Origin of the sequence: Pandoraea sp. XY-2 (assembly GCF_004193915.1) — a bacterium.
GTDB classification, from domain to species: Bacteria; Pseudomonadota; Gammaproteobacteria; order Burkholderiales; family Burkholderiaceae; genus Pandoraea; species Pandoraea cepalis.
The window spans coordinates 3,756,660-3,770,311 of sequence record NZ_CP030849.1; the positions used below are offsets into that span (position 1 = coordinate 3,756,660).

Consider the following 13,652-nt stretch of genomic DNA (forward strand, 5'->3'; position numbering starts at 1 on the left):
CTCAATGATTTCCGGCAAATTTCCCGTATTCTCGCATGGTAGTCCTATCTTTATGCGGTCATGGTTGGCAATTCTACGTTACCGGCCCGCAAACTGATTTGCCGTGAATTACCGATCATTTCCACGTTGCCATCACATCGCCATCAGGCGGCATCGCCCAACGCCTCAAGTGCCGACACGATCCTGCGCAATCCCGGTGTCAGCGGTTTGTCGCGGCGCATGACGACCGCAAGCGTTCTCGTCAACCCCGGTGTGAGCGTCGAGACACGCAATCCCCGCCGGTAGTGCGCCGCGTTGACGGAAAGCCTGGGCACGATGCTGTAACCCAAGCCGGCCGCCACCATTTCCTTGATGGCTTCGACGCTGCCCAGCGCCATGACCGGCCGCACGCGCAATCCCGCCTGGAGAAACCATTCATCGATCAACAACCGGGTGCTGCTCCCCGGCTCGAACGCGACCATCGGTGCCGCGGCGAGCATCTGCGGCGTGACCTCCGTCGCCCAGTGCGAGTCGCCTGCCGGCGCGATGGCGACGAACGCGTCGCGCAATACGGGCCGGATATGCAGGCTGCGCCCGGCAGTGGGCAAGGTGACGAGACCGATATCGAGCCGGTTCTCGGTCACGGCGGCGACCACGTCGTCGGTGTTCCCGGTGCTCACACGGATGTCGAGCATCGGGTGGCGCTTACGCATCGCTCGCAGTATCGGCGGCAACAAATGAATGCAGGCCGTCGCTCCGGTGCCGATCGCCACTTCACCGACTTCGCCGCTTGCATGGCTGGACAGCGCATGCATGGCGTCTTCGACGACAGCATCGATGCGGCGGGCATGGTCCAGCAGCGTCAGCCCGGCGGACGTCGGCTTGAGCCGCTTGCCCACGCGCTCAACCAGCCGGACGTTCAATCGCTGTTCCAACTGGCGAACCTGCAAGCTCACGGCGGGCTGCGACAGATCGAGCCGCGCGGCGGCCGCGGAGAAACTCCCCGCGTCGAGGACTTCGGAAAACGTATGAAGCTGATCCAGATTGAGGCGGCGCATCTCAAAGTTTTCCTTATGAACCGTGGTGGCATGCCAAGACTTTACCAAGAGACGCTATCGATGCGCCATGTCAATGCGCTGCCCGCCAAGCGGTCCCGCCGCCCACCATCTCAGGACGTGCCGCTCTCCGGTTGCCATCCTCCGCCCAGCGCTCGGTACAGCGCCACATGGTTGACGAGCACCCGCTGCTTCACATCGATCAACTGTTGCGCCGCGTGAAATGCGCTGCGCTGCGCGTCGAGCAGTTCGAGGTAGCTCGCCACGCCGTTGGTATAGCGATGATGGGCCAGACGAAGCCGCTCGCGCTCGCCGTCCGACACGCGCTGTTGCGCCTGGAACTGGCGCGATAGCAGCCCTTGCGCGGCCAAGGCGTCATCCACTTCGGCAAACGCCGTCTGAATCGCGCGCTCGTACGACACAACGGCCATCTCCTTGCGTACGTTCGCCAGAGTCAGACCTTGCCGGTGACGCCCGCCCGCAAAGATCGGCACGGTAACTTGCGGCAGAAACGACCACACACCGGTGCCCGCGCCGAACAGATCCGCAATGCCTGCGCTGGCGGTACCGACGTCCGTCGTCAACTTGATCGACGGGAAAAACGCCGCGCGAGCGGCACCGATATCCGCGTTGGCCGCACGCAGTTGCGCTTCCGCCTGCCGAATATCCGGACGACGCATCAGCAACGAGGACGGCAATCCGGCGGCCACGGGCACGACGAATGCGTCGTCGAGCGATGCCGCCGCGACTGGCTTCGCACTCACATCGCCGGTCAGAACCTGCAACGCGTGCACGATCTCGCTGCGTTGCCGCTCGCGTTCGGCGAGCGATGCCCGCGCCACTTCGACCTGCGTGGTCTCGGCATTCAGGTCGAGATCGTCGATCAGCCCGCGCTCGGCGCGCAGGCGAACCACGCGAATGCCCTCCTCGCGCGCCGCCAGCACCTCGCGCGCGTAGGCGATCTGTTCATTGATGGCCACCAGCCCAATGTAGGACGTGGCCACTTCCGCCACGAGACTCACCTGCGCCGCCCGTTGCGCTTCCTCGCTTGCCAGATACGAATGCAGGGCCGCATCGCGCAGGCTGCGCACGCGCCCGAAGAAATCGAGTTCAAAAGCGCTCACGCCCAGCGTCGCCCGTAAGTCGTTGGCGACGTAACCTGCGGCGGCGCCTCTGCCCTCAGGCAGGCCTGCCGACCCCGAGTACCGCTGACGGGAGAATGCGCCGCCCGCCTGCACGCTGGGCAGCAGATTGGCCGCCTCGATGCCATACAGCGCACGCGCTTCCTGCACCCGCAGCGACGCCAGACGCAAGTCGCGATTCTGTGCGAGCGAGCGACGGATCAGCGTCTGCAAGGCGGGATCGGTGAATACGTCGGCCCAATCCGCGTCAGCCGCGAGCGGTTCGGCGAGCGCCAGACGCGCACCGGTGCCCGACGGTGCCGCCTCGTACGTGGTCGGCACCGGAGCGGCCGGGCGCTCATAGGTCGGCGCCAGCGTGCATCCGCCGACCAGCGCCAGCAAGCACACGCCGGGCACGGCTATCCCGCGCAAGCGGGGTCGAAACATCTTCATACCTTCCCCTCGATGGCCGGTGCGGCATCGCCCGACGCGTTCGTCTTTGGCCGGCGCACGAAGCGACCGGCCCACAGGAAAAACAACGGCACCAGAAAGATCGCCAGCACCGTGGCCGTCACGATCCCGCCGAGCACCGCGACACCGATGGCGCGCTGTGCGCCCGATGCTGGGCCAGAAGCAATGGCCAGCGGCACTACGCCGAAGCCAAATGCCAGCGACGTCATCACAATCGGGCGCAGGCGCAGACGCGCGGCTTCGACCGCCGCATCGAGCCAAGCCATGCCCTGCTTCGTCATGTCGTTGGCGACTTCCACGATCAGGATGGCGTTCTTCGCCGACAGGCCGATGGTCGCAATCAACCCCACCTTGAAGTAGATGTCGTTGGGCATGCCCAGCAAGCTCACCGCGCCGAGCGCGCCGATCACACCAAGCGGCACCACCATGACGACGGCCGCCGGAATCGCCCAACTTTCGTACAACGCCGCGAGCGCGAGGAAGACCACCAACACCGACAAGGCGAACAGCACCGGCGCCTGTGCGCCCGAGATGCGCTCTTCGAGCGACTGGCCACTCCACTCGTAACCGATGCCTTTGGGCAGGTCGGCCATCAATCGCTCCATGCGCACCATCGCCTCGCCGCTGCTCTTGCCCGGTGCCGATTCGCCCTGGATCGTGAACGACGGGTAGCCGTTGTATCGCCTGAGCTGCGGCGAGCCGAGCTTCCACTTGAGCGAGACGAATGCCGAAAGCGGCACCATGTCGCCATTTGCATTGCGCACACGCAGGTTGCCCACGTCCTCCGGCGACACGCGCTGACGTCCGTCCGCTTGCACGATCACGCGGCGATTCTCCGCGCCCAGCATGAAGTCGCCGACATAGTCGGAGCCGAACATCGTCGCGAGCGTGGTATTGACGTCGTCCATCTTGACGCCGAGCGCTTCCATCTTGTGCCGGTCGATGGCGACGTCGATTTGTGGCACGTCGCCCTGACCGGCAAAGATCACGTTCTTGAGCACAGGATCTTGCGCCGCCTTCTTGAGCAGCGTGTCGCGCGCGGCGGTGAGCGCGTCCTTACCCACACCGGCCCGGTCCTGCAAGCGCAGATTGAAGCCGTTCGACGAACCCAGTTCCGGCAGCGCCGGGCTGTTCATCGCCATCACCATGCGATCGGGCTGTCCGCCAAACTTGGCGTTGACGCGCTCGACAATGGCGCTCACCTCGTCGTGTGCGGACGTGCGCTCGTGCCAGTCGTTGAGCGTGACAAACAGCATGCCGCCGCCCGGGCCCGACCCGAACTCGTTCCATCCGCCCAGCGCAAAGACGTGTTTGACCGGCTCGTGCTGCATCAGATAGTGCTCGATGCGCTCGAGCGCCGACATCGCCTCGGGCAACGTGGCGCCCTGCGGCTCGGACGCCATCACCATGAAGCTGCCGGTGTCCTCGTCGGGAATGAACGACGAGGGCAGACGCATGAACGCGAGCGGCACGGCGATCAGCACCGCGCCATACACCAGCACCGCGCGCCACGGACGGCGCAGCGTCTTGCTCACCGTCCGTGTGTAGCGCTCGGTGCCCAGCGCGAAAGTGCGATTGAACCAACCGAAGAAACCGCGTTTGTCGTGATGGCCGGCCGCGATCGGACGCAGCAGCGTGGCGCACAGCGCGGGCGTGAGCGAGAGGGCAAGGAACGCCGAGAAAGCAATCGACACCGCGAGCGTGATTGCAAACTGACGGTAGATGTTGCCCACCGCGCCGGGGAAAAACGCCATCGGTACGAACACCGCGACCAGCACCACCGTGATCCCGACGATGGCCCCACTGATCTGCTTCATCGCCTTGACCGTGGCGGCATAGGGCGAAAGGCCCTCTTCCACCATGATGCGTTCGGTGTTCTCCACGACGACGATCGCGTCGTCGACGAGAATGCCGATGGCCAGCACCATGCCGAACATCGTGAGCGTGTTGATCGAATAGCCGAGTCCCAGCAGCACGCCGAAGGTGCCGAGCAGCGCGACCGGCACCACCAGTGTGGGAATGAGCGTGGCGCGCAGGTTCTGCATGAACAGGTACATCACCAGGAACACCAGCACCACGGCTTCGAGCAACGTCTTCACGACCTTTTGGATCGAAACCTTGACGAACGACGCGGTCTCGTACGGGATCTGGTATGAAACACCGGCCGGAAACAGCGCCGATTGATCGTCCATCACCTTGCGCACCGCCTTCATCACCGCGACGGCGTTCGAGCCGGCGGCAAGCTTGATGCCCATCGCGCTGGCCGGCATGCCGTCCACGCGCGACGAATAGGCGTAATCGGCCGCCCCCAATTCCACGCGAGCGACATCGCCGAGCCGGATCGCCGAGCCGTCGGCACGCACGCGCAACGGAATCGCTGCAAAGGCTTCGGGCGAGGAAAGCGAGCCTTCCGACACCACGTTGGCGTTGATCGGGGCCGACGCGGGCGTCGAGCCTGCGCCGATATCGCCGATGGTCACGCGCACGTTGTAGGCCCGGATCTTTGAGACGATGTTTGAAGCACTCAAGTCGAGGGCGACGAGCTTCGCTGCGTCGGGCCAGATACGAATCGCTTTCTCCGTGCCCCAGAACTGCACCTGTCCGACGCCCGGCACGCGTTTGAGCTGGTTGATGACCTGCGCCGCGGCGATCTCGCCGAGATCGGATTCGCCAATCGCCGGATTCGCTGACGCCAGCGTGACCACCATATGAATATTGTCGGCCGCGCGCTCAACGACGACGCCATCGCGGCGCACGACTTCAGGCAGACGCGATTCGACCGTCTTCAAGCGGTTCTGCACCTCGACGGCGGCCAGATCGAGATTGGTGCCCTGCTGGAAGGTGAGATTGACCGACGAACGACCGTTGCCGCTGGACGCCGACGTATACATCAGCCCCGGCGCGCCGTTCATCTGGCGCTCGATGATCGCCGTCACGGCATCTTCGACCACCTTGGCCGACGCGCCCGGATAGCTGCTCCAGACACTGACCGTCGGCGGGGCGATGTCGGGGTACTGCGCCACCGGAAGCGCACGGATGGAGAGCACGCCAACGAGCGTAATCAACAGGGCGATCACCCAGGCAAAGACCGGGCGATCGATAAAGAAGCGAGCCATGATTATTGCGTCTCCGCGTGGGAGGCCGGTCCGGCGCGCGCAGGCTCGACCGGTCCGCCATTGTCTTTCGGCTTCGCGTCGCGGGACATCACCGGCTTGGCCTTCGTGTCGTCCGTCTGCTTGGCCTCGGCCTTGACCTTGACGTGCATGCCGTCGGAGAACTGCGCGACGTTCTGCACGATGATCGTCTCGCCGCCCGCAAGGCCCTCCGTGACGAGCCAATCGCGGCCGTCGATCTCATCCGCATGCACCTTCGTGTCGCGCACCGTGCCCTGTGCGTCGACCACGCGCACCACGGCGCCATTGGCCGTGCGCGTGAGCGCCTCGCGGGGCACGCGCACGATGTTCGGATTCACCGCCCCCTGCAGGCGCACTTGCACGAACGCGCCGGGCAACAACACGCCGTCGGGGTTTGGCAGCACGGCGCGCATGGCGATGGTGTCCGTGCCCGGATCGACCGCCAGATCGGTAAAGAGCAATTGGCCCGGTAGCGCATATTCACGGCCGTCGGGCAGCGTCACATGCACCGGAGGCGCGGCCGACGCGTTGCCGTGCTGCAGCTTACCGGTGCGCAAATCGCGCGTCATGGCATACACCTCGGCGGCCGGCTGCGAGAAGTTCACGTAGATCGGATCGATCTGCTCCACGCGTGTGAGCAGCGTGGCCGAGTCGAGACCGACCAGCGCGCCCTCCGTGACTTCGGCACGGCGCACGCGCCCCGCAATGGGCGAGACGACGCGCGTATAGCCGAGATTGAGTTCCGCCTTGCGGACCTCCGCGCGAGCGGCCAACACCTCCGCGCGCGCGCGCGCTTCGGCCGAGCGAGACTCGGCATCTTCCCGGGCGCTGATGGCGCGCGCTTCCAGAAGGCCGCGATATCGCTCGACCTTGTCGCGAGCCGCGTCGTGTTCAGCTTGCGCCTTGGCGAGTGCACCGCGTGCGGCGTCCAGCGCAGCCGACAACGGTTGCGGGTCGATGCGGAAGAGCACATCGCCCTTGGCGACGGTCTGCCCTTCCTGGTATCGGCGTTCGACGACGACCCCGCCCGCACGCGCACGCACATCGGCGCTGCGGTAGGCGGCCAGACGTCCCGGCTGCTGCGTCGTGAGGGTCTGTGCACGGCGCTCGACGACGCGCACGACGGCTTCCGGCGTCGCATCGGCCTCGTCCTTTGGATCTCGGTCGGCGCAGGCGGCGAGAACGAGAACACTGGCGATCAGGCTGGCTGACAGGCCGGTCAGCCGTCCGAAGCGAGTTCGGTAATGAATATTCGATGACATGTAAGTACGTTGGATTGACGACAACCGGTCGGGGTGTCGAGACCGCGCTCAGTGCGCGACGTCGACCCATGGCGCAGCCACGGATGGGGTACCGGGGGCCCGCATCTCTCCAGGGTCGCCGTGGGTGGCAGGTGCGCATTGCGCGAAGGGGTCAGTCCCCGAGACCACCGGACCGGAAGATCCGGTCGTCTGCCGCCTCGCCTATGTTGGCGATTCAATCTGGCGTCCTACATTGGAGAAGCGCGATTCTGCCGCGAAATTTCTGTTAGAAAAAGTTGGAACCTATCGATAAAATGGATGAATGAACTGGACAATAGAGCAATTGCGCTACTTTGTGGCTGCCGCGGAGGAAGGATCGATATCGGCTGCCGCCCGAAGACTCGGCAAAGCCCAATCGGCGTTGAGTTCGGCGATTTCGCTGCTCGAGGCTGATTTGGGATTTGAACTATTCGACCGTAGCCGTCGCAACGCGAGACTCACCGCACAGGGAGAGGTGATGTTGCTCGAGGCGAAGGAGTTGCTGCGTCAGGCCGAGGGCTTGAACCATCGAGCCAATGCGCTGGCGTTCGGCGAGCAGCCGCAGTTGTCGCTGGCGATCGACGAAGCGTTGCCGTATCAGGCCGTGAGCGAACTGGTGCGCGATCTCGCGTACCAGTTCGCTTATCTGGAGCTGACGTTGCTCAACGGAACCTCAACGGAAGTGGCCGAGTATGTGGAGAAGCAGCGCGCGGACATCGGTTTTCACGTGGATCGCGGCGCGATCTCTTCGGCGCTTGGGCACAAGTATGTGGGCTCTGCCGTACAGGGGGTCTTTGTCGCGGGCGACCATCCGCTCGCTTACCGCGATCAGGTCACGCGCGGCGATCTGGCCAAGTACCGTCAGATTCTGCTGCAAATGGACGATTTCACGCCGTGGCAACTGAGCCCGTCAATCTGGCGGGCGGACAGTTTTTACGTGATCGCCGGCATGGTAGTCGACAAACTTGGCTGGGCCGTGCTGCCCATCGATATTGCGGAGTACGAGGATCTTCACGAACTGCGCTGCGACGATCTCGGCCTACCGCAACTGCCTGTGCGCATGCTCTGGCGTTTTGGTCGAGAGCCCAACGACGTGATGAGATGGTGCAACACCCGGTTTGGCGAACTGTTGCGGGCGAGTTCGGAAGCGGAGTAAGCGCGCTTTTTGCGCGTTCCGGCACGGACCGCTTACCGGCGCGACGCGCGATGACGGGCGAGGAAGCGATCGAGTTGCCCAGCGAACGATTGACTGTCGCGCGCGCTGAAGGGGGCAGGACCGCCGGTCTCGATGCCCGCATTGCGCAGTTGATCCATCATGTCGCGCATGCTCAGTCGTTCCTCGATGTTTTCACGCGTGAACCAATTCCCGCGTGGATCGAGCGCCAGCCCCCCTTTGTCGAGCACCAAGGCGGCAAGCGGGATGTCCGCGGTAATCACCAGATCGCCCAGGACGACAAGCTCGACAATGCGGGCATCCGCCACGTCGAAGCCTGCCGGCACCTGAATCGCCTTGATGAACGGTGACGGAGGCGTGCGCAGGAATTGGTTCGCGACCAGCGTGACCTGCACTTCCTCTCGTCGCGCGGCCCGGAACAATATCTCCTTGACGGCAAAGGGACAGGCGTCAGCGTCGACGAAAACTTGCATGTGAAGATCGTTCCGGGGGAGTCAAAGGCCTCCCATCATATGCCAATCGTCGTGCTTTCACCGCAGCGGCTCGGTTTGCTGCCTCCCCTCGACCGACGAGGCAGCGCGAAGCTTATTGCGCAACGCCCCCTCGCAAGCTCTCGCAGCGTCTGGCTTCAGCCCGTATCGCCGCCCGCGACAGGCAACACCGTGCCGGTGATGTATCCGGCTTCGTCGGAGGCCAGGAAGAGAATGGGCGCGATTTGCTCGTCGAGGCTGCCGTAACGTTTGAAAAACGTCGAGTCGGTCACCTGTGCGACCGCTTCGTTCATCCAGGCGATCTCTTGCTCGCTGTCGCCCGCGGCGTTGCGCGGAATCCGGCGCGTCGGCGCCGTGGTGCCCCCGGCGCGGTCGCTACGACGCGAATATTGTGCTCGGCATATTCCATCGCCAGCGATTGCGTGATGGCGTTCACCCCGCCCTTCGCAGCGGAATAGGGCACGCGGCGAATCCCCCGCGTCGCATTCGACGACACGTTGACGATCGTGCCGCCGCCACGCTTGAGCAAGTACGGCAGCACCGCGTGGCAGGTGTAAAGCGTAGGCATCAGCGAGCGGCGAATCTCCGCGTCGATCTGCGCAGGTTCGAACTCGGCGAACGGACGCATACGAATCGCCCCGCCCACGCCATTGATCAGGATGTCGATGCCGCCGAAGCGCTCGTTGGCGAACGCCATGGCCGCGGCAGCGCCTTCGTAGGTCTCGAGATCGGCGACGAAGCCGGCCGACTCGCCAGCCCCGCCAGCCGCTTCGGCCGCCACCTCAGCGACGAATTCGGCACGATCGACGAAGAGCACCCTCGCCCCTTCGGCCGACGCGCGCAGTGCGACTCCCCGGCCGATGCCTTGTGCCGCGCCGGTCACGACCATCACCTTGCCGGCAAATCGTTGCGTCGTCATGCGTCCACCATTGCGGCGTTGGGCGTGAATTTCTCGTAATGGAAGCTGTTGGGCCTCACGCCGTTGTCATCGAAGTGTTTGCGCACGGCATCGACCATCGGCGGCGGTCCGCACAAATACACGTCGACGTTGCCATCGTTGAGCGCATCGGCCGGAATATGCTGCGTCACCCAACCCGTTCGCGGATGCTTCGATTCGGCGTCCGCCACCACCGTGGCAAAGGTGAAATTCGCCATCTTGGCCGTGTAAGCCTCGATCGCCTCGACCTGGACGAGATCGAGATCCCGCGTCACGCCGTAGATCAGATGCACGCGCTGTTGCGACTGTGTTCGCGCGAGGACTTCGAGCATCGACAGAAACGGCGCCAGCCCGGTGCCGCCCGCGAGGAAAAGTAGTGGGCGCTCGACAGCTCGCAGATAGAAGCTGCCGAGCGGGCCTGTCATCTCGAGCGCATTGCCGGGTTGCGCGCTATCGAGCCACGAACTCATGACCCCGCCTGGAATCTTCTTGATGAGAAAGCCGATACGCGATTCTCCCGGAGCAGACGAGAACGAATACGAACGACGCACGCCGCTACCGGGCACATCGATATTGACGTACTGGCCGGGCAGAAACACGGGCGCCGCGGCACCCACATCGAGTTCCAGCACGACCGCCGCGTCGTTATGCGTCTCGACCTTGGTGACGGTCGCGGCAAAGCGGCTCTGCTCGGTCTTGCACGCGGTGGACGAGGCCGGCACCGCAATCACGCAATCGCTGTGCGGCACCATCTGGCATGTGAGGACGAGGCCGCTGTCCTTCTCGTCGGCGCTCAGGGCGTCTTCGATGTAGTCGTCGCCCATGTCGTAACTGCCGCTCTCGGCACGGCACTTGCAAGTGCCGCAGACACCGTCGGAGCAGTCCATCGGCAGATTGATCTTGGCGCGAAACGCCGCGTCGAGCACCTTTTCGCCGGCCTTGCATTCGACGAAGCGGGTCACCCCGTCTTCAAAATTGAGCGCTACGTTGTAGCTGGACATATAGCCTCCTCGACTTCCAGTCCTGATGCGATAGGCAACGTCAAACGTGATAGACGTCGAGTACCTGACGGATATAGTCGTTCTTCAAAACGATCTTCTTGTTGGCGATCAACAGCGCATCGCCGGCCCGGCGCAACGTGACGAACATCGTGCCGAAGAATTGATCGGTCGCCCTGTAACGATGGCTGAGCGTGCTGAAGTTGTAGCGCACGTCGACCTCGTCATCGCGCTGCGCCAGCACTTCCACATTCGCGACCGTATGTGCGGTGCGGGGCTCGGGCATCGACGCGCTGCTACGCTCGGTCTTGATGCGGAACACGCGATCCTCCAGCCCCCCACGATCCGGGTAGTACATCAGCGAGATCTGGCTCTGCGGGTCGTCGGTCAGTCGATCGTCGTCGTCCCACGCCGGCATCCAGTACGTGACGTCGGCGGCGTAGCACGCCAGCCACTCGTCCCACTGACGATCGTCGAGCAGACGGGCTTCGCGATACAGCGCGGCACAGATCGTTGCGTAATCGAAGCTCATGCCGTGGCCTCCGCTTGTTCTTTCTTCACGGCGTCGCGCATCACTTCGACCCAGTATTCGTGCTGGCAGACGAACAACCCTTCGTCTTCGCTGCGCTCGCCCGACAGGCGCGGCGTCAGTCCCATCTTTCTGGCGTTGTCGTCCGGTCCGTCGATCCAAAGCGGTGCGCCGCGCGACAGGTCATTCCAGAGTGCCGTGGTACCGGCATAACCCGCCTGGCAGGCGCGGAACTCTTCGAGGTCGTCGGCCGTGCCCATGCCCGTCACGTTGAAGAAGTCCTCGTACTGGCGGATGCGGTGGGCGCGCACTTCGGCACTTTCGCCCTTCGGCGCAAAGCAGAAGATCGAGACTTCGGTCTTGTCGACGCCGAGCGGACGCACCACGCGAATTTGCGTGCTGAACTGGTCCATCAGGAACACGTTCGGGTAGAGACAGAGGTTGCGCGTCTGGTTGACGATGAAATCGGCCTTGACGTCGCCGACGCGGGCCTTGATTTCGTCACGATGCGCGTAGACCGGACGAACTTCCGGATTCATCGTGTTGGTCCACAATAGAATGTGGCCATGATCGAAGCCATAGACGCCTGCCACCGACTTGCTCCAGCTGTTGGCGTCGACGGCCTTCGTACCCTCGTCCTTGCGTCGGCCCATGGTCGCCGCGTAGTTCCAGTGAACTGTGCTGACGTGATAGCCGTCGCAGCCGTTCTCCATCTGCATCTTCCAGTTGCCGTCGTAGACGTACGAGGAATTGCCGCGCACGACTTCCAGCCCTTCCGGGGCCTGGTCGACAATCTGGTCGATGATCACGCGGGTCTCGCCGAGATAGTCCGCGAGCGGCATCGAATCGGGGTTGAGGCTGCCGAACAGGAAGCCGCGGTAGCTCTCGAAGCGCGCGACCTTGCGCAGGTCATGCGAGCCGTGCGTATTGAATTGCACCGGGTACTGCGTGGTCTTCTCTTCCTTCACCTTGAGCAGCTTGCCGGTATTGGAGAACGTCCAGCCGTGGAACGGGCAGGTGAAGCTGCCCTTGTTGCCGTGCTTGCGACGGCACAGCATGGCCCCCTTGTGCGCGCAGGCATTGATGACCGCGTGCAGCTCACCGTTCTTGTCGCGCGTGACAACCACCGGCTGACGGCCAATCCACGTCGTGTAGTAATCGTTGTTGTTCGGGATCTGGCTTTCATGCGCCAGATAGACCCAGTTGCCCTCGAAGATGTGCTTCATCTCGAGTTCGAACAATTCGGTGTTGGTGAAGATGTCGCGGCGGCAGCGGAAGACGCCGGCCTGCTTGTCGTCCTGGACGGCCGTGTCGAGCAGCGCGTCCAGTTGCGCTTGTGTTTGGGTGATGGAGGACATGGGGGCTCTCCCCGCGCGCGCGCCCCGCCAGGGAGCGATCGCGCCGGTATCAAAGTTGGAACGATGAGAGAGGCGGCTGCGCGACGGCGCCGCCGCCGTGGCGAACGGTTAGGCCGCCGCCGAAGCGCGCAGGCGATGGACGATCTGGTTGTCCTTGCCGTGCGTGAGCGGGCTCAACTGGATATCGAATACGATTTCCTTGTAGTCGTCCGCTTTCAGGCCGAGCTTGGCGCCACCGGTCTTCTCGATCACGTGCGGGATCAGATCCTCGCGCGTCGCGTACGCGAAGTCGTCCCAGATCAGCGGATCGCCTTCGATGTTGATCTGCGTCGTAAGCTTGCGATGCGGTTCGCTGGTCACGAAGAAGTGCACGTGCGCGGGGCGGTTGCCATGACGGGCCAATACGTCGAGCAGTTGCTGCGTGGCGCCTTGCGGCGGGCAACCGTAGCCCACCGGCATCAGCGTGCGGAATTCGTACTTGCCTTGCGCATCGGTGCGCACGGCGCCGCGCAAATTGAAAGGCGATTGCGCGCCGGTCGGATCGAAGTGCGAATAGAAGCCGTTCGAGTTGGCGTGCCAGCATTCGACGATGGCGTCCGCCACCGGTTGACCGTCAGGGCCGGTCACCGTGCCGCGAATCACCAGCGGGCCAGCGTCGGCATCTGCATCGAGGTCGATCTTCGACACCGCGTCGCGCAGCGGCGCACCGGCGACATAGAGCGGGCCTTCGATGGTGCGTGGCGTACCGCCTTCAATCTCGGCGGCCCGGTCCTCGGCGTCCATGCGCACGTCGAGATACTTCTCGAGGCCAAGACCCGCGGCCAGCAGTGCCGCCTCGCCATCCTGGCCCAGTTTGTTGAAATAGTTGACGCCAGCCCAGATCTCATCCGGCGTGATATCGAGGTCGTCGATCGCCTTGAAAAGGTCGCTCAGCAAGCGATGGACGATCTGCTTGGTGCGCGCATCGCCAGTGGGATTTCCGAGATTGGCAGCGGCGCTCAACAGCGCTTGCACTTCGCTCGTGTCGAATACTTTCACGCTCATGTCTTCTCCTACCTCTATTCGAATTTTGCTGGGGTTAACCCGTGCACCAAGCATTCATCGTCCATACGCGCTAGGTATAAT

10 protein-coding genes and 1 pseudogene are annotated in these 13,652 nt (G+C 63.8%); 1 reads left to right on the forward strand and 10 read right to left on the reverse strand.

Annotated features, from left to right (window positions below; translation table 11 throughout):
* Nucleotides 1-143 precede the first annotated feature (143 nt).
* From DRB87_RS16930 to DRB87_RS16945, 4 genes are all read right to left on the reverse strand, one after another.
* Nucleotides 144-1,037: a LysR family transcriptional regulator gene (locus tag DRB87_RS16930; RefSeq protein ID WP_130026732.1), complete on the reverse strand. Its 894-nt coding sequence runs from the start codon at nt 1,035-1,037 to the stop codon at nt 144-146.
* Between the two features lie 110 nt (nt 1,038-1,147).
* Entirely contained in the window at nt 1,148-2,608 is a 1,461-nt protein-coding gene (locus DRB87_RS16935) for an efflux transporter outer membrane subunit (RefSeq protein ID WP_130026733.1), read from the reverse strand.
* Complete coding sequence (locus tag DRB87_RS16940) at nt 2,605-5,742, reverse strand: multidrug efflux RND transporter permease subunit (protein WP_130026734.1); 3,138 nt, start codon at nt 5,740-5,742, stop codon at nt 2,605-2,607. Before DRB87_RS16940 ends, DRB87_RS16935 begins: the two co-directional genes overlap by 4 nt.
* Before the next feature lie 2 nt (nt 5,743-5,744).
* Nucleotides 5,745-7,022, reverse strand: coding sequence for an efflux RND transporter periplasmic adaptor subunit (locus tag DRB87_RS16945; RefSeq protein ID WP_240756031.1), 1,278 nt, complete (start codon nt 7,020-7,022; stop codon nt 5,745-5,747).
* Nucleotides 7,023-7,323: 301 nt separating this feature from the next.
* Between DRB87_RS16945 and DRB87_RS16950 the strand changes: the two genes are divergently transcribed.
* Complete coding sequence (locus DRB87_RS16950) at nt 7,324-8,196, forward strand: LysR family transcriptional regulator (RefSeq protein ID WP_165385350.1); 873 nt, start codon at nt 7,324-7,326, stop codon at nt 8,194-8,196.
* A 32-nt stretch (nt 8,197-8,228) separates the two neighbouring features.
* On the opposite strand, the gene DRB87_RS16955 is transcribed toward DRB87_RS16950, so the two are convergent.
* From DRB87_RS16955 to catA, 6 genes and pseudogenes are all read right to left on the reverse strand, one after another.
* Nucleotides 8,229-8,687 (reverse strand): YaiI/YqxD family protein, encoded by a 459-nt coding sequence (locus tag DRB87_RS16955; RefSeq protein ID WP_130026735.1) that lies wholly within the window; start codon nt 8,685-8,687, stop codon nt 8,229-8,231.
* A 155-nt stretch (nt 8,688-8,842) separates the two neighbouring features.
* Nucleotides 8,843-9,624: pseudogene (gene benD, locus DRB87_RS16960) on the reverse strand (benzoate diol dehydrogenase BenD).
* Nucleotides 9,621-10,643: a benzoate 1,2-dioxygenase electron transfer component BenC gene (gene benC, locus DRB87_RS16965; RefSeq protein ID WP_130026736.1), complete on the reverse strand. Its 1,023-nt coding sequence runs from the start codon at nt 10,641-10,643 to the stop codon at nt 9,621-9,623. The pseudogene benD and the gene benC overlap by 4 nt, the downstream one beginning before the upstream one ends.
* Before the next feature lie 40 nt (nt 10,644-10,683).
* On the reverse strand, nt 10,684-11,172 hold the full coding sequence (gene benB / locus DRB87_RS16970) for a benzoate 1,2-dioxygenase small subunit (protein ID WP_130026737.1): 489 nt from the start codon (nt 11,170-11,172) through the stop codon (nt 10,684-10,686).
* On the reverse strand, nt 11,169-12,527 hold the full coding sequence (locus DRB87_RS16975; protein ID WP_130026738.1) for a Rieske 2Fe-2S domain-containing protein: 1,359 nt from the start codon (nt 12,525-12,527) through the stop codon (nt 11,169-11,171). Before DRB87_RS16975 ends, benB begins: the two co-directional genes overlap by 4 nt.
* A 108-nt stretch (nt 12,528-12,635) precedes the next feature.
* Nucleotides 12,636-13,571, reverse strand: coding sequence for a catechol 1,2-dioxygenase (catA, locus tag DRB87_RS16980; protein ID WP_130026739.1), 936 nt, complete (start codon nt 13,569-13,571; stop codon nt 12,636-12,638).
* Nucleotides 13,572-13,652: the final 81 nt, after the last annotated feature.